A 16,280-nucleotide genomic window follows, 5' to 3' on the forward strand; every position below is an offset into this window, starting at 1 on the left:
CATGGCCAAAACGTTATACGAAAAATTGTTTGATGCGCACGTCGTCTTTGAAGCGCAAAACGAAACCCCGCTGTTGTACATCGACAGACATCTGGTGCATGAAGTGACCTCTCCGCAAGCGTTTGATGGCCTGCGCGCGCATGGCCGTCAGGTACGCCAGCCGGGTAAAACCTTTGCCACCATGGATCACAACGTCTCTACCCAGACCAAAGACATCAACGCGTCTGGTGAGATGGCACGCATCCAGATGCAGGAGCTGATTAAGAACTGTAACGAATTTGGTGTCGAGCTGTATGACCTGAACCATCCGTATCAGGGTATCGTTCACGTGATGGGGCCAGAACAAGGCGTGACGTTGCCGGGTATGACCATCGTCTGCGGCGATTCCCACACCGCTACACACGGCGCGTTCGGCGCGCTGGCGTTTGGCATTGGCACCTCTGAAGTTGAACACGTTTTGGCGACGCAGACCCTGAAACAGGGGCGCGCCAAAACCATGAAGATTGAAGTCAACGGTAAAGCAGCCCCTGGCATTACCGCCAAAGATATTGTGCTGGCGATTATCGGTAAAACCGGTAGTGCAGGCGGTACCGGACACGTAGTTGAGTTTTGTGGCGAAGCCATCCGCGCGCTGAGCATGGAAGGCCGCATGACCCTGTGCAATATGGCCATTGAAATGGGTGCCAAAGCGGGCCTGATCGCACCGGATGAAACCACCTTTAACTATGTGCAAGGGCGTTTACACGCACCGAAGGGCGAAGATTTTACCCACGCGGTTGAGTACTGGAAAACGCTGAAAACCGACGACAACGCCACCTTTGATACCGTCGTCACCCTGCAGGCAGAAGAGATCGCGCCACAGGTCACCTGGGGAACGAATCCGGGTCAGGTCATCTCGGTGAACGATAATATTCCCGACCCGGCGTCATTTGCCGATCCGGTAGAACGCGCATCGGCTGAGAAAGCGTTGGCTTACATGGGGCTGAAGCCAGGTATTCCGTTAACGGAAGTGGCTATCGATAAAGTGTTCATCGGTTCCTGCACCAACTCGCGTATTGAAGATTTACGCGCTGCGGCAGAAATCGCCAAAGGACGTAAAGTTGCGCCAGGCGTACAGGCACTGGTGGTGCCGGGCTCTGGTCCGGTGAAAGCGCAGGCGGAAGCAGAAGGTCTGGACAAGATCTTTATCGAAGCAGGATTCGAATGGCGTTTACCAGGCTGTTCCATGTGTCTGGCCATGAACAATGACCGCCTGAATCCGGGCGAGCGCTGCGCCTCCACCAGCAACCGTAATTTTGAAGGCCGTCAGGGCCGCGGTGGCCGCACGCATTTAGTCAGCCCGGCCATGGCCGCCGCTGCCGCCGTTACCGGTCATTTTGCCGACATTCGCAGCATCAAATAAGGAAACTACCATGGCAGAGAAATTTACCCAACATACCGGCCTGGTTGTCCCACTGGATGCCGCCAACGTTGATACCGACGCAATCATTCCCAAACAGTTTTTGCAGAAGGTTACGCGCACCGGTTTTGGCGCTCATCTGTTCAACGACTGGCGTTTTCTGGACGAAAAAGGGCAACAGCCAAATCCTGAGTTCGTTTTGAACTTCCCGGAATATAAAGGGGCATCAATTCTGCTGGCGCGCGAAAACTTCGGTTGCGGTTCGTCACGCGAACATGCGCCGTGGGCGTTGACCGATTACGGTTTTAAAGTGGTGATTGCCCCAAGCTTCGCCGACATCTTCTACGGCAACAGTTTCAATAACCAACTGCTGCCGGTGACTCTGAGCGACGCGCAAGTAGATGAAATGTTTACCCTGGTGAAAGCCAATCCGGGCATTAAATTTGAAGTGGATCTGGAAGCGCAGGTGGTGAAAGCAGGCGATAAGTCCTACAGCTTTAAAATCGACGACTTCCGCCGCCACTGCATGCTGAACGGTCTGGACAGCATCGGGCTGACGCTGCAGCATGAAGCGGCCATCACCGAATACGAAGACAAGCAGCCAGCGTTTATGCAGTAATCTCTCCCGCTGGTCACCGCACGGTGGCCAGCCTCTACTCTTCGCCTACAGCGTATCGCCGTAATAGATTTGGTAACCGAGGTTAACGCTGCCCGGCGCATCTTTACCGTTCAAACGCTTAATCAGAATATCTGCCGCCGTTTTGCCAATCTCATAGCGTGGTGTAATCACGCTGGCGATTTTTTGCAGCCGCGCGCGGCCAATTTCCAGCCCGTGGAAACCGGCAATCGCCATTTTTCCCGGCACATCGTACTGCTGTGCCTGACACTCCAGCAGCACGCCAACCGCCAGGTCATCGTTGGTACAGAAAATAGCGTCAATATCCGGCTTTTCCGCCATCGCCTGCTGAAACATCTTGCGGCCCAGCGCCACCGACGAAATCGTTTTTGGCGCAAGGTGGTACGCTTCCAGCCCCTGCGCTGCCAGCGCTTTCCCGGTACCGCGAAAACGGCTAAGGTCGCGGGGGTCGTCCATCGAGCCAAAGAAAGCAATGCTGCGTTTGCCGCTGTCGATAAAAGCCTGCGTCATTTCAAACGCGGCTTTTTCGTTATCAAACCCAACCTGAATATCAAGATACTGGCCGCTAATATCCATCAGTTCCGCCACCGGTACGCCGCTGGCGCGCACGTACTGGATCATCCGCTCGGTATGCAGCTTTCCCGTGAGGATCAGGCCGTCGATATTGTAAGAGAGCAGATTCAGCACCTCGCGTTCTTCACGCTCGGCGTCATATTCGTAGTTGGCGATCAACGTCTGGTACTGGCAAGCCGAGGTGACGGATTCAATTCCCGCCAGCACGTCGGCAAAAATCTGGTTACGAAAAGAAGGGATCAACACGCCGATGGTTTTACTGCGCGCATTGAGCAATATTTCCGGCGCGCGGTTAGGAATGTAGTTGTTCTCTTCCATCACTTTCGAAATCAATTCACGGCTGCGTTGCGACACCTGATTCGGGTCACGCAGATAACGGCTGACCGTCATCTTATTCAGACCGGCCAGATTAGCGATATCCTGTAATGTCATCCGATTGTTTTTCATGAGGTTCTCTACGACCAACATCCCATTATGCTCGCAGAGAACCTTATCACAGCCGGTTAGCGACTGCACTCCTCGCTCAACCTTAACGCGTTACCACCTCAGCCGACGACGACGTGGTTTCATTTTGCGCACGAACGCAGTACATCAGCACCACCGATGACAGCAGAGCAATCGCCATGAAGGTGTAGGAGACGCCCGGCCCGCCGGTCACGCCGTTGAGGTAACCCACCAGCCATGCGCCGAGGAATGCCCCTAACGCGCCAAAACTGTTGATCATTCCCATCGACACGCCGGAGACGTTGCGCGGCAGCAGTTCGGGGATCAGCGCGAAGAACGGTCCGTAAGGCGCATACATACAGGCAGCGGCAACGACCAGCAGCGCGTAAGAGAGCCAGAAGGACTGGTTGCCCAACAGCCACGAGGCAAAGAACGCGATGGCGGCAATCAGCAGCAGCGGCCAGATAAACAGCTTACGGTTCTGGTATTTATCGGATAGCCAGGAAACCGTCAGCATCAGGCAGATCGCCGCCAGATACGGCACTGCCGCCAGCCAGCCCACCGCCACAATATCCATCTGCGCCGCGTTTTTCAGAATCGACGGCATCCACATCATGAAGCCATACACCCCGATGCTCCACAGCGCATGCACCGCGCAAAGCATAATGACGCTGCGTGAACGCATCGCTTCACCGTAGTTGCGCATCGGTTTGATGTCCCGCTGCTCGCGGTCCATCGCCTGCTGTAACGCCTGCTTCTCCTGCTCGCTCAACCAACCCGCATCCGCCGGTTTATCGCGCACCAGAATCACCCAGCAGAATGCCCAAATGACCGCAGGAATACCTTCAATGATAAACATTTCGCGCCAGCCCCAGGCTTCAATCAGGTAGCCAGAGACAATCGACATCCACAGCACTGTGACCGGGTTACCGAGTATTAAAAAGGTGTTGGCGCGCGAGCGTTCAGTTTTGGTAAACCAGTTGCTGATATAAATCAGCATCGCGGGCATCACCGCCGCTTCGACGATGCCGAGAATAAAGCGGATCGCCATCAGCATCGGGATATTGCTGACAAAGCCGGTCGCCGCGGCACAAAGCCCCCAGAGGATCAGGCTGTAGAAAATCATTTTGCGCACGCTATGCTTGACGGCGTACATCGCGCCCGGCACCTGGAAGAAGAAGTAGCCCAGGAAGAACAACGCGCCAATTAACGATGCGGTTCCCTGAGTAATCCCTAAATCGTGTTCGATACCAGCGGCAGCGGCAAAGCCGTAATTCGCGCGATCAAGGTAGGCTAAGCTGTAGGTAATAAAAATAATCGGCATTAAATACCACCAGCGGCGCGCCGGCAGTTTTGCGAGCATATTCATACTCACTCCTCGGATTATCATTAAAGGATGAGGTCGCTTCCCGCGGCCTCGTTAGCGATCAAACCGCGGCCAGCATGCCGCCGTCCACAAACAGAAGATGCCCATTCACAAAGTCAGAGGCCGGTGCAGCAAGATAAACCGCCGCGCCGATCAACTCTTCCGGGTTACCCCAGCGAGCGGCGGGCGTGCGCTGGAACAGCCAGGCGGAGAATGCTTCATCGTTGACCAGCGCGGTAGTCATGTCGGTAGCGAAATAGCCGGGAGCAATGCCGTTGACCTGAATATTGTATTCCGCCAGTTCCACGCACATGCCACGGGTTAACATTTTGACCGCGCCTTTTGACGCCGCGTAGGGGGTAATGGTTTTACGTCCTAATTCGCTTTGCATTGAGCAGATATTAATAATCTTCCCGCGGCGGCGTTGCACCATGTAGCGGGAAACCTGCTGCGATACCAGAAAGACCGATTTCTGGTTTACATCAATCACTTTGTCCCATTCAGCCTCCGGGAATTCGGTGAAGGGATAACGACGCTGAATTCCGGCGTTGTTAATTAAAATATCAATGGCCCCAACTTCCTTTTCAATTTGCGCGATGGCGCACGCCACCTCTTCCCCGTTGGTAACATCAAATCCATAGCCAACAGCGCGATAGCCTTCGGCCACCAGTTTGTCCGCCGCCACCTGAGCACGCAGTTGGGTAATGTCGTTAATAACAATCTCAGCACCGTGCGCCGCCAGACCGCTGGCCAGCAGGTTACCAATGCCCTGAGCGGAACCGGTAATCAGCGCGCGTTTACCTGTCAGGTCGAATAGGTTTTTCATAAAAAACTCCTTTTTTGATAACTGTTACGCGTAACTGTATACGCGTAACAGTAGAAAAAAGAAGATCCAGGAAGAGGAAAATGATCGTTATGTGATCAACGTTACATTTACGTGCAAGATAAAAAAAGAGGGATAGGCCTGATAAGCGTAACGCGTTCAGGCCGTAGGGACAGGTTGCCTGATGGCGGCGTAAACGCCTTATCCGGCCTACAAAAACGACAAAAACTAATGCAAAATATCGCCAGTCCGGGCACTGCGACGCCAGGACTGCGCCGGACTAAACGTCCTTCACCCGCCCGGTCATCCACAGCGTAACCACCGCAATCACCGCAATCACCCAATAGACGGCATAGTGACCGTAGCTTTGCGCAACTGCCCCCTGAATCACCCCTGCCAGAATGACTCCCGTTGAAATACTGTTGGTAAATAATGTGGTCGCTGACCCCGCACGTCCGGGCATCAGATCCTGAAACCACAGCATGCCTATCCCGGCGATAATACCGATAAATACCGCGTTAAACAGTTGCAGCACCAGCAGCGCCGTACGGCTGTGAAAGAAGATCAAACCAATATAAAACAGCACGCCTGCCGCTACGGCCGCGATCATCATTCGCCGTTTACCAAAGCGCTTCACGTAATAACCTGCCAGAATCATCGCCGGAATTTCCAGCCCAGCCGCCGTCCCCATCAGGATCCCGGCCAGCTTGTCCGGCAAGCCCAGTTCAAGACTTATCCACAGTGGCATATCAATGATGTACATGGTGTTGCAGGTCCACATCAGCGTGGAGGCAATAAACAACATACGCACATTTTTGTCCTGCCAACCGCCGGTCTGTTCCAGCGGCACGTCTACAGGCTGATCCACCCGCGCGACAGACGGCAGTATCAGCGCAATCAGCACCAGGCTAATGGCAAAAATACCTGCGGCAATGGAAAACATCGCCGTAAAGCCGTAATTCAGCGCCAGCATGAATGCCAGTGGCGGTCCTATCACCCAGGCCAACGAAAGCTGCGCACGCATCACCGAGCTAAACATCACCACTTCACGCGCGGAGTTATCAGCATATTCTCGCGCCAGCGCAAACAGCTGCGGCATGGCGGTGTTCGCCAGCGAGGCCAGCAGCACACCGCAGGTGATCAGCGTGAGATAGTGGCGATTAAAGGCAAACAGCAGCGCATTGCCAATCGCCATCAGGCAGCAAAACATGATCAGCTTGCGCCGATCGCCCTGGCTGTCGGATCGTTTCGCCAGGCCAAGGCTGACGACGATCCCGACAATCGCATTGACGGTGTAAAACAGCCCGACCCAAAATGGCTGCGCCCCGACTTCACGGCTCAGGAACAGACTCAGAGTGGGTGCCTGCAATGCCCCCGCCACACCCATCATAAAAGCGACCAGCATAAATGCCGCGTAAACGCCGTTGAGGCGCCGTCCCATGGTCATAATCCAGAGCATATCTTTCCTTTTAAGCGCAGCTGAAACGAAAAAAGCCAGCAGATAATACCTGCTGGCGGGTGAACGAGGCTGTATCCTGCCATTATATCTGGCATCGACGCTGGGTAAAAAACGCATAATCCAGGCGGAGGGCGCTGGGTATAGAAATCTATTCCCAAGCCTGACAACGCAGAGTATGCGTTTTTTACACGCGTCCCGGAGGGCTGGGGCCATTTTTTCACATAGCTGTGTTGCTCACACCTTATTTGGTTCACCAAATTTCACTGTTCGCGCCTTGCCATGTGAAAAAATAGCCACCAGCGATGCTCAGATATAATGGCAGGATACAGCCTGCACCAATACTCAGTCACACATGATGTCTGCAATTTCCAATTCAGGAGTCAGATGTCATCTCCCACTGCATCAGCTCTTCGAGCATCTTTAAGCGCTGCGGTGCGCTCAGGCAAGCCAACCAGGACGATTTTTCCGTCGTGGTAAAGTACTTCAACCAGAACTGACGCATAGATGACCCCTTCGTTGTCTCATCGCTTCATCGGAATCTATTATTGGCTTAATATAGGGATTATAAAATTGCTGAGTTTTCCGCAGGAGTTCCCCTTTTATGTCTTCTGGTCGTTTGCAACAACAGTTCATCCGTCTGTGGCAATGCTGTGACGGCAAAACGCAAGACACGACGCTCAACGAGCTGGCGGATCTGCTGAGCTGCTCGCGCCGCCATATGCGTACGCTGCTTAATACCATGCAAGATCGCGGCTGGTTAACGTGGGAAGCTGAAGTTGGACGAGGTAAACGCTCGCGCCTGACATTCCTCTATACCGGGCTGGCGCTCCAGCAGCAGCGCGCGGAAGACCTACTGGAACAGGATCGCATCGATCAACTAGTGCAACTGGTCGGTGATAAAACGGCCGTACGGCAAATGCTGGTCTCCCATCTGGGTCGCAGCTTTCGCCAGGGTCGGCATATCATGCGCGTTCTCTATTATCGCCCCATGCACAACCTGCTCCCCGGCACGGCATTACGCCGCTCCGAAACCCATATCGCCCGGCAAATCTTCAGCGCCTTAATTCGGGTAAATGAGGAAAATGGGGAACTGGAAGCGGACATTGCCCATCACTGGCAGCAAATTTCACCTTTACACTGGCGATTCTTCCTGCGTCCGGGGATCCATTTTCATCATGGCCGCGAGCTGGAAATGGCAGATGTTATCGCCTCACTGATGCGCATTAACAGCCTGCCGCTGTACTCACACATCACGCAGATCGTCTCTCCCACGGCCTGGACGCTGGATATCCATCTGGCCCAGCCAGACCGCTGGCTTCCCTGGCTATTGGGGCAGGTCCCCGCCATGATCCTGCCGCGAGAATGGGAAACGCTAAACAACTTCTCCAGTCACCCGATTGGTACCGGTCCGTATGCGGTAATACGAAACACCAATAACCAACTGAAAATTCATGCATTTGATGATTACTTTGGCTACCGGGCCCTGATCGACGAAGTTAACGTTTGGGTATTACCCGACATCGGAGAAGAACCTGGCGGCGGGTTGACGCTAAAAGGTCCCACAGAGGATGAAAAGGCGATCGAAAGCCGCCTCGAAGAAGGTTGCTACTACCTGCTGTTTGATGCGCGTAGCCACCGTGGAGCTAACCAGGAGGTCCGCGAATGGGTAAGCCGCATTCTCTCGCCAACGAATTTAATCTGCCACGCCGACGAACAGTACCAGCGACTGTGGTTTCCCGCGTATGGTTTACTCCCCCGCTGGCATCACGCAAAACCCGGCCATGGTGAAAAACCCGCCGGGCTGGAAACGCTGACAATCACTTACTATCGCGATCACATCGAACACCGGATTATCGCGCAGATCATGAAGACATTGCTCGCGCAACATCAGGTGCAGTTGAATATTCAGGAGATCGACTACGATCAATGGCATGCAGGTGAAATCGTCAGCGATATCTGGCTCAACAGCGCCAACTTTACCCTACCGCTCGACTTCTCACTGTTCGCCCATTTATGCGAAGTCCCGTTGCTGCAAAACTGTATCTCGCGGGACTGGGAAAACGATGCGGCTCGCTGGCGAACGGGCGAAATGAGCCTGGCAGCATGGTGCCAACAGCTGCTCGCCACAAAGGCCATTGTGCCATTAATCCACCACTGGCTGATCATTCAGGGACAGCGCAGTATGCGCGGGCTGCGCATGAATACCCTCGGCTGGTTTGATTTTAAATCGGCGTGGTTTGCTCCGCCGGATCCTTAATTGCTGCTAAGCAACAAAATCATTACACTAACGCCGTTCTCAACGGGGTGCTAAATAAAAACATACACAAAATCATTCGATCTGCGTATGGGCTGAGAGATACCCGTCGAACCTGATCCGGATAATGCCGGCGAAGGGATTTGAGGCTTATCTCAAGTCCTTTGCCACCCAACTCTTGAGGTGCAAAGTGTTTAAAAAATGTCTTCCGCTTTTACTGCTGTGTGCAGCGCCTGTCTTCGCCAAACCTGTACTGACCGTCTATACCTACGACTCGTTCGCAGCTGACTGGGGCCCGGGCCCAACAATCAAAAAAGCCTTTGAAGCTGACTGCAATTGCGAGTTGAAACTGGTCGCGCTGGAAGATGGCGTCTCGCTGCTAAACCGCCTGCGCATGGAAGGAAAAAACAGCAAAGCCGACGTCGTGCTGGGTCTGGATAACAACCTTCTGGAAGCCGCCACACAAACCAAACTGTTTGCCAAAAGTGGTGTAACCAACGACACCGTTAACGTACCCGGCGGCTGGAAAAACGATACCTTCGTGCCGTTTGACTACGGTTATTTCGCCTTCGTTTATGATAAGAACAAGCTGAAGAATCCGCCCAAAAGCCTGAAAGAACTGGTAGAGAGCGACCAAAAATGGCGCGTCATTTATCAGGATCCACGCACCAGCACGCCAGGTCTGGGTCTGCTGCTATGGATGCAGAAAGTCTATGGTGATAAAGCGCCAGAGGCGTGGCAGAAACTGGCAGCCAAAACCGTCACCGTCACCAAGGGCTGGAGCGAAGCCTACGGCCTGTTCCTGAAAGGTGAAAGCGATCTGGTGCTCAGCTACACCACCTCTCCGGCCTATCACATCATCGCCGAGAAAAAAGACAACTACGCCGCCGCTAATTTTAGTGAAGGCCACTATTTGCAGGTGGAAGTCGCCGCCCGCACCGCGGCCAGAAAGCAGCCGGAACTGGCCGAGAAATTCCTGAAGTTCATGGTGTCTCCGGCATTCCAGAATGCGATTCCGACCGGCAACTGGATGTATCCCGTGACGCAAGTCGCCCTGCCGTCAGGATTCGAGCAACTGAATAAACCGACCACCGCGCTGGAATTTACGCCGCAGCAGGTTGCGACTCAACGTCAGGCATGGATTAGCGAATGGCAACGCTCCGTCAGCCGTTAATCCCCGGCTGGCTGGTTCCAGGGCTTACCGCCGCCACGCTGATGGTGGCCGTTGCCCTGGCCGCGTTTCTGGCACTGTGGTTTAACGCCCCGCAGGGAGAGTGGTTCTCGCTGTGGCAAGATGATTACCTGTGGCACGTGGTGCGCTTTTCTTTCTGGCAGGCTTTTCTATCCGCTGTGCTGTCGGTTGTCCCGGCGATTTTCCTTGCCAGAGCGCTCTATCGTCGCCGTTTTCCAGGACGTCTGGCGCTGCTGCGCCTGTGCGCCATGACGTTAATCCTGCCGGTGCTGGTCGCGGTATTCGGTATTCTTAGCGTCTACGGTCGCCAGGGTTGGTTGGCCTCACTCTGGCATACATTCGGGCTGGAGTGGACGTTTTCGCCATACGGTTTACAGGGCATTCTGCTGGCGCATGTCTTTTTCAATCTGCCGATGGCCAGCCGCCTGCTGTTACAATCGCTGGAGAGTATTCCCGGCGAACAGCGGCAGTTAGCCGCTCAGTTGGGTATGCGTGGCTGGCATTTCTTCCGTTTTGTTGAATGGCCGTGGCTGCGTCGTCAGATCCTGCCCGTCGCAGCACTCATCTTTATGCTGTGCTTCGCCAGCTTCGCCACCGTTCTGTCGCTGGGCGGCGGGCCACAGGCTACGACCATCGAGCTGGCTATCTATCAGGCGCTGAATTTTGATTACGATCCTGCCCGCGCAGCCATGCTGGCGTTGATCCAGATGGTTTGTTGTTTGGCGCTGGTGCTCCTCAGTCAACGTCTGAGCCGCGCAATTGCTCCCGGTGCGACCCTGGTACAAGGCTGGCGCGATCCTGACGATCGCCTGCACAGCCGACTGACTGACGCAATCCTGATTATTCTGGCCCTGTTGCTGTTGCTGCCACCGCTGCTGGCGGTGATTGTCGATGGCTTAAACCGCCATATTCTGGATGTACTGATGCAGCCAGTGCTATGGCAGGCGCTGGGAACCTCGCTGCGCATCGCATTAGCAGCAGGAGCGTTATGCGTCATACTCACCATGATGCTGTTATGGAGCAGTCGTGAACTTCGTGCACGACAGCAGGTGCTGGCAGGTCAGATGCTGGAACTGAGCGGCATGATGATCCTCGCCATGCCGGGTATCGTGCTGGCAACCGGCTTCTTTCTGCTGCTCAATAACACTATTGGGCTTCCCGAATCTGCCGACGGCATTGTCATTTTTACCAATGCGCTGATGGCGATCCCTTATGCATTGAAGGTGCTGGAAAACCCAATGCGTGACGTCACTGCGCGCTATAGTATGTTGTGCCAGTCGTTGGGCATTGAGGGATGGTCGCGCCTGAAAGTGGTTGAACTGCGCGCCCTGAAGCGCCCGCTGGCACAGGCGATGGCGTTTGCCTGCGTGCTGTCGATTGGCGATTTTGGCGTAGTGGCGTTATTTGGTAATGAAGATTTCCGCACCCTGCCGTTTTATTTATATCAGCAGATTGGCTCTTATCGCAGTCAGGATGGCGCAGTTACGGCGTTATTACTGCTGATCCTGTGCTTTACGCTGTTTACCGTTATTGAGAAATTGCCGGGTCGAAATGTTAAAACTGATTGATATCACATGGCTTTATCACCATCTGCCCATGCGCTTTACGCTGTCGGTCGCGCACGGTGAGCAGATAGCGATACTCGGGCCCAGCGGGGCCGGGAAAAGTACGCTGCTGAATCTGATTGCCGGCTTTCTCACGCCTGCCAGCGGTAACATGGTGATTGACGGTGAAGATCACACCACGACACCACCCTCGCGCCGTCCTGTTTCTATGCTGTTTCAGGAAAACAACCTGTTCAGCCATCTGAGCGTACAGCAAAACATCGGCCTGGGCCTGAATCCTGGATTGAAGCTTAACGCATCGCAGCGGGAGAAAATACTCCACATCGCCCAGCAAATGGGGATCGACTCTCTGCTGGAACGCCTCCCCGGTGAGCTTTCCGGCGGGCAGCGGCAGCGCGTGGCGCTGGCGCGTTGTCTGGTGCGGGAACAACCTATTTTACTGCTTGATGAACCGTTCTCTGCACTTGATCCCGCGCTGCGCCAGGAGATGCTAACGCTGGTGGCCGAAGTCTGTCGCGAGAAGCAGCTGACGTTACTGATGGTTTCCCACAGCGTAGAAGATGCGGCGCGAATTGCGCCCCGCTCGATTGTGGTCGCCGACGGGCGCATCGCCTGGCAGGGCGATACGGACGATCTGTTAAGCGGCAACGCTAGCGCCTCGGCGCTATTGGGCATTAAAGCATAATGCGTTGCCGGATGACGGCGTGAACGCCTTATCCGGCCTAGATAGTGTGCGACCTGTAGGCCGGATAAGGCGAAGCCGCCATCCGGCAAAGGAATCGTCAGTAACCCACCACTTTGCGCAGAATATCGATATACACCGGCATCAGCGGATGGCGCAGTAACGCCACCAGAGCGACCACGCCGATCCCGAGCGTCAACGGTGCCAGATACAGCAAACGGCTGCGGGGGAAATACGCCGTTAAGCGATCGACAGCCGCTTTGCCACTGCGCCATAGCCGCCAGCAAAACCAGCCGCCCACCCAGAGCAACACCGCCGTCGCCAGCAGCAACCATTTGAAATCCCCGCTCTGCATATCAGAAGGAATATCAATTGCCGCTCCCGCCAGGATCCCCGGCAGGAAGTAGAACGGTGGCCACAGCACGCAGCCGATAATATTCGGGACGATAAATTTAGCGACAGGCAGATCCAGCATGCCTGCTACCATCGGCACCAGCGGACGCGTCGGTCCGACAAAACGCCCCACCAGAATAGTAAACATGCTGTGCTGATGCAGGGCGTGCTCGGTTTTATCCAGCAACGCCTTGTTCTTTTTCATGAACGACCAACGGTGCAATGGCTTTTTAAAGCGCCAGCCCAGCCAAAAAGAGATCCAGTCCCCCAATAAGCAACCTATAATGCCCGCAAGCCAGGCATGCCAGAAGTTCAGTTCGCCGCTGCCAATCAGCGCACCCAGCCCCGCCATCATCACGGTCCCGGGTAGAATCAGGCCAACCAGCGCCAGCGACTCCAAAAAAGCCACCAGAAGTACGGCGATCAGAGAGTACAGGGCGGACTGGAGAATAAAGTGTTCCAGCAATGCTTGCATAATGTGTCCGTCAAATTTACGAAGCAGGGATTTTGATAACCCCTCTCAACTTCGTCAAGCCATCAATTGTCTGAATAGATTGCGAGTTATGACAACTTTCAGGATACATCATTCACTTTTTATTCACATCCGGCGCGAAACTCGCTCGGACTGGCGCCGGTACATTTTTTGAAAACACGAGAGAAATAGAGCTGGTCGTCAAAGCCAACATTGCGACCTACGGTGGCAATGGGCATACGTGTGGTGCTCAGTAATAGCTTCGCCTGGCTGATGCGCTGGTCCTCGCGCCAGCTTAATACGCTGATACCTAACTGCTGACGGAACAGATGCGACAAACGGGAAGGCGACAGGCAGACGTGCTGCGCGACGCTGGCGATATCAAAATTGCTGTCCGCCAAGTGATCGCTGATGTACTGGCAGGCATCGCGGACGCGGTTGTCCATGGGCGGGTGTAGCGATTCATTGATGGCTTCCATACGTCGGAGCAATAATTGTTCCAGTAAATTAATCGCCAGCAGTTCGGAATAACGACCTTCTCCCTGCCCGGCGTTAATTATCTGCCCAAACAGCTCGTTAAAATGCGGCTGATGCGCTTCATCCGGGCGGAAAAAACCGGTCTGGGCAAAAATGGCTGGCCAGGTCAGCCACTCCTGCCAGTAGGCGCGCGGGCGAAAGTAAACCCACTGGTGATACCACTCGCTGGCGTCAGGGTGGCGTCCGTAGTGGTGAATTTCTCCAGGTGGAAACAACAGAATATCGCCAGGCCGGCAGACAAACTGCTTGCCCTGATTATTGATAACCCCTTCGCCACGGATGGTGAGATTGAGGATATAACCCTTCATACCCAGCGGCCTGTCGATAAAAAAATCCAGGTATCCGTTCGCCTCAATGGGGGTTAATCCGGCCACCAAATGCGCGTTAAACGAATAACCTGGCAACAGGGGATCGTTTTGCGTTTCAGCCATAATTTCAATACTCCCTATGTCTTGCCAAGAAACAATTTGTCCATATTACGCCAGACATCATCGCTGTCGCCCCTGCGGGCCGCTGTATTTGCGGTAATGGACCACCAATCCCGCTTGTGAAAAGCTCTTTGTAAAAAACATGTACTACGCCAACGTCAAAATCGGCTAACAAAAGTGTCTATAACTACGGCAGGAATGTCCACATTGATTATTTGCACAGCGTCACACTTTGTGATGCCACAGCATTTTAATCCATAAGATTAGCGGATCCTGCCTGACGGTTTTTATCGCTACTCACTACTGTTTATCCATACCCGTATTTTTGGATGGAGTAAGACGATGGCGATTGCAATTGGCCTCGATTTTGGTAGTGATTCAGTACGCGCTTTGGCGGTGGAATGTGCCACCGGCGAAGAGATCGCCACCAGCGTTGAGTGGTATCCACGTTGGCAAGAAGGGCAGTATTGCGATGGCCCAAACAACCAGTTTCGCCATCATCCGCGCGACTACATTGAATCCATGGAAGCGGCGCTGAAAACCGTATTGGCCGAACTGAGCGCTGAACAGCGCGCGGAAGTGGTCGGGATCGGCGTTGACAGTACCGGCTCAACCCCGGCGCCCATCGATGCAGACGGTAACGTACTGGCACTGCGTCCGGAGTTCGCGGAAAACCCGAATGCAATGTTTGTCCTGTGGAAAGATCACACCTCAGTAGAAGAAGCCGAAGAAATCACCCGCCTGTGCCACACACCGGGCAAGATCGATTACTCCCGCTATATCGGCGGCATTTATTCCAGCGAATGGTTCTGGGCCAAAATCCTGCATGTAACTCGTCAGGACCATGCGGTAGCCGAAGCTGCGGTCTCGTGGATTGAGCTATGCGATTGGGTTCCGGCCCTGCTCTCCAACACCGTACGCCCACAGGATATTCGTCGCGGTCGCTGCAGCGCCGGACATAAATCCCTGTGGCATGAAAGCTGGGGTGGTCTGCCGCCAGCCAGTTTCTTTGACGAACTCGACCCCATCCTCAACCGCCATCTGCAATACCCAATGTTTACCAATACCTTCACCGCGGATCTGCCGGTTGGCACCCTGTGCGCCGAGTGGGCACAGCGCCTGGGGCTACCGGAAAGCGTGGTGATTGCAGGCGGTGCTTTTGACTGCCATATGGGCGCGGTTGGCGCAGGCGCACAGCCTAACACGCTGGTGAAAGTCATCGGCACGTCGACCTGCGACATTCTGATTGCCGACAAGCACAGCGTCGGCGAACGCGCGGTGAAAGGCATATGCGGCCAGGTTGATGGCAGCGTAGTACCTGATTTTATTGGCCTCGAAGCTGGCCAGTCTGCATTCGGTGATATCTATGCCTGGTTTAGCCGCGTGCTGAGCTGGCCTCTGGAACAGCTTGCCGCACAGCATCCGGAACTGCAGTCCCAGATTAAAGCCAGTCAAAAACAGCTGCTGCCTGCACTCACTGAAGCATGGGCGAAAAATCCATCACTGGAGCATCTCCCGGTGGTGCTCGACTGGTTCAACGGTCGCCGTACGCCCAATGCCAACCAGCGCTTGAAAGGGGTAATTACCGATCTGAACCTGGCAACTGACGCGCCAGCGCTGTTCGGTGGGCTGATTGCCGCCACGGCCTTTGGCGCACGCGCCATTATGGAATGCTTCACCGAACAAGGCATTGCGGTTAACAACGTAATGGCGCTTGGCGGTATCGCGCGCAAGAACCCGGTCATCATGCAGGCCTGCTGTGACGTGCTGAACCGCCCGCTACAGATTGTCGCTTCAGACCAGTGCTGCGCACTCGGTGCGGCTATCTTCGCTGCCGTTGCCGCGAAAGTACACGTCGATATCCCAGCCGCTCAGCAGCAAATGGCAAGCGCCGTGGAAAACACGCTGCAACCTCGCCCAGAGCAGGCTCAACGTTTTGAACAACTCTACCGCCGCTATCAGCACTGGGCGGTAAGCGCTGAACAACAATACCTTCCGACTGCCGCTCCGGCGCAACAAGCCCCGGTAGACCTGGCAACCCTGACACATTAAGGAC

14 protein-coding genes and 1 riboswitch are annotated in these 16,280 nt (G+C 54.6%); of the genes, 7 read left to right on the forward strand and 7 right to left on the reverse strand.

The genetic code is table 11. The features are described 5' to 3' along the window. Position 1 precedes the first annotated feature (1 nt). Entirely contained in the window at positions 2-1,402 is a 1,401-nt protein-coding gene (gene leuC, locus OGV74_RS21625) for a 3-isopropylmalate dehydratase large subunit (protein WP_086504896.1), read from the forward strand. A 10-nt stretch (positions 1,403-1,412) separates the two neighbouring features. Further along, the gene (gene leuD, locus OGV74_RS21630; RefSeq protein WP_003837416.1) at positions 1,413-2,018 is read left to right on the forward strand and encodes a 3-isopropylmalate dehydratase small subunit; all 606 of its coding nucleotides are present in this window, start codon (positions 1,413-1,415) and stop codon (positions 2,016-2,018) included. 45 nt (positions 2,019-2,063) lie between these two features. Here leuD and idnR read toward each other — a convergent pair whose 3' ends face one another. The 5 genes from idnR to sgrT all read right to left on the reverse strand — a co-directional run bounded on the left by idnR (position 2,064) and on the right by sgrT (position 7,203). After that, positions 2,064-3,056, reverse strand: a complete 993-nt coding sequence (gene idnR, locus OGV74_RS21635; protein ID WP_086504895.1) for a DNA-binding transcriptional regulator IdnR — start codon at positions 3,054-3,056, stop codon at positions 2,064-2,066. Positions 3,057-3,138: 82 nt separating this feature from the next. After that, positions 3,139-4,422, reverse strand: coding sequence for an MFS transporter (locus tag OGV74_RS21640; RefSeq protein WP_086504894.1), 1,284 nt, complete (start codon positions 4,420-4,422; stop codon positions 3,139-3,141). Positions 4,423-4,480: 58 nt separating this feature from the next. Beyond that, positions 4,481-5,245 (reverse strand): gluconate 5-dehydrogenase, encoded by a 765-nt coding sequence (gene idnO, locus OGV74_RS21645; protein ID WP_048219720.1) that lies wholly within the window; start codon positions 5,243-5,245, stop codon positions 4,481-4,483. 277 nt (positions 5,246-5,522) lie between these two features. Beyond that, a complete protein-coding gene (locus OGV74_RS21650) occupies positions 5,523-6,701 on the reverse strand; it encodes a sugar efflux transporter (RefSeq protein WP_086504893.1) in 1,179 nt (392 codons plus the stop codon). A 373-nt stretch (positions 6,702-7,074) separates the two neighbouring features. Then, entirely contained in the window at positions 7,075-7,203 is a 129-nt protein-coding gene (gene sgrT / locus OGV74_RS21655) for a glucose uptake inhibitor SgrT (RefSeq protein WP_003018817.1), read from the reverse strand. A gap of 99 nt (positions 7,204-7,302) precedes the next feature. Between sgrT and sgrR the strand changes: the two genes are divergently transcribed. The 4 genes from sgrR to thiQ all read left to right on the forward strand — a co-directional run bounded on the left by sgrR (position 7,303) and on the right by thiQ (position 12,397). Further along, positions 7,303-8,958: an HTH-type transcriptional regulator SgrR gene (sgrR, locus tag OGV74_RS21660; RefSeq protein ID WP_003018820.1), complete on the forward strand. Its 1,656-nt coding sequence runs from the start codon at positions 7,303-7,305 to the stop codon at positions 8,956-8,958. A gap of 33 nt (positions 8,959-8,991) precedes the next feature. Continuing rightward, positions 8,992-9,115, forward strand: a riboswitch (TPP riboswitch). 30 nt (positions 9,116-9,145) lie between these two features. Continuing rightward, on the forward strand, positions 9,146-10,129 hold the full coding sequence (gene thiB / locus OGV74_RS21665; RefSeq protein WP_286521523.1) for a thiamine ABC transporter substrate binding subunit: 984 nt from the start codon (positions 9,146-9,148) through the stop codon (positions 10,127-10,129). Continuing rightward, positions 10,105-11,715: a thiamine/thiamine pyrophosphate ABC transporter permease ThiP gene (gene thiP, locus OGV74_RS21670; protein ID WP_086504891.1), complete on the forward strand. Its 1,611-nt coding sequence runs from the start codon at positions 10,105-10,107 to the stop codon at positions 11,713-11,715. Before thiB ends, thiP begins: the two co-directional genes overlap by 25 nt. Next, positions 11,699-12,397, forward strand: coding sequence for a thiamine ABC transporter ATP-binding protein ThiQ (gene thiQ / locus OGV74_RS21675; protein WP_003018829.1), 699 nt, complete (start codon positions 11,699-11,701; stop codon positions 12,395-12,397). The genes thiP and thiQ overlap by 17 nt, the downstream gene beginning before the upstream one ends. A gap of 97 nt (positions 12,398-12,494) precedes the next feature. On the opposite strand, the gene OGV74_RS21680 is transcribed toward thiQ, so the two are convergent. Together OGV74_RS21680 and araC are read right to left on the reverse strand one after the other, a co-directional pair. Beyond that, positions 12,495-13,262, reverse strand: a complete 768-nt coding sequence (locus OGV74_RS21680; protein WP_003837398.1) for a DedA family protein — start codon at positions 13,260-13,262, stop codon at positions 12,495-12,497. A gap of 119 nt (positions 13,263-13,381) precedes the next feature. Next, positions 13,382-14,227, reverse strand: a complete 846-nt coding sequence (gene araC / locus OGV74_RS21685) for an arabinose operon transcriptional regulator AraC (RefSeq protein WP_003018834.1) — start codon at positions 14,225-14,227, stop codon at positions 13,382-13,384. Positions 14,228-14,566: 339 nt separating this feature from the next. On the opposite strand from araC, the gene araB reads away from it, so the two are divergent. Beyond that, on the forward strand, positions 14,567-16,276 hold the full coding sequence (gene araB, locus OGV74_RS21690; RefSeq protein WP_086504890.1) for a ribulokinase: 1,710 nt from the start codon (positions 14,567-14,569) through the stop codon (positions 16,274-16,276). Positions 16,277-16,280 lie beyond the last annotated feature (4 nt).

The sequence above is a fragment of the Citrobacter sp. Cf116 genome (assembly GCF_030336505.1).
Classification (GTDB): Bacteria; Pseudomonadota; Gammaproteobacteria; order Enterobacterales; family Enterobacteriaceae; genus Citrobacter; species Citrobacter freundii.

Coding starts and splice junctions, on each gene's coding strand:
- araC (WP_003018834.1), bottom strand. CDS start 14,227: ATGGCTGAAACGCAAAACGATCCCCTGTTGCCAGGTTATTCGTTTAAC.
- thiQ (WP_003018829.1), top strand. CDS start 11,699: ATGTTAAAACTGATTGATATCACATGGCTTTATCACCATCTGCCCATG.
- araB (WP_086504890.1), top strand. CDS start 14,567: ATGGCGATTGCAATTGGCCTCGATTTTGGTAGTGATTCAGTACGCGCT.
- sgrT (WP_003018817.1), bottom strand. CDS start 7,203: ATGCGTCAGTTCTGGTTGAAGTACTTTACCACGACGGAAAAATCGTCC.
- idnR (WP_086504895.1), bottom strand. CDS start 3,056: ATGAAAAACAATCGGATGACATTACAGGATATCGCTAATCTGGCCGGT.
- leuD (WP_003837416.1), top strand. CDS start 1,413: ATGGCAGAGAAATTTACCCAACATACCGGCCTGGTTGTCCCACTGGAT.
- sgrR (WP_003018820.1), top strand. CDS start 7,303: ATGTCTTCTGGTCGTTTGCAACAACAGTTCATCCGTCTGTGGCAATGC.
- OGV74_RS21640 (WP_086504894.1), bottom strand. CDS start 4,422: ATGAATATGCTCGCAAAACTGCCGGCGCGCCGCTGGTGGTATTTAATG.
- thiP (WP_086504891.1), top strand. CDS start 10,105: ATGGCAACGCTCCGTCAGCCGTTAATCCCCGGCTGGCTGGTTCCAGGG.
- OGV74_RS21650 (WP_086504893.1), bottom strand. CDS start 6,701: ATGCTCTGGATTATGACCATGGGACGGCGCCTCAACGGCGTTTACGCG.
- idnO (WP_048219720.1), bottom strand. CDS start 5,245: ATGAAAAACCTATTCGACCTGACAGGTAAACGCGCGCTGATTACCGGT.
- OGV74_RS21680 (WP_003837398.1), bottom strand. CDS start 13,262: ATGCAAGCATTGCTGGAACACTTTATTCTCCAGTCCGCCCTGTACTCT.
- leuC (WP_086504896.1), top strand. CDS start 2: ATGGCCAAAACGTTATACGAAAAATTGTTTGATGCGCACGTCGTCTTT.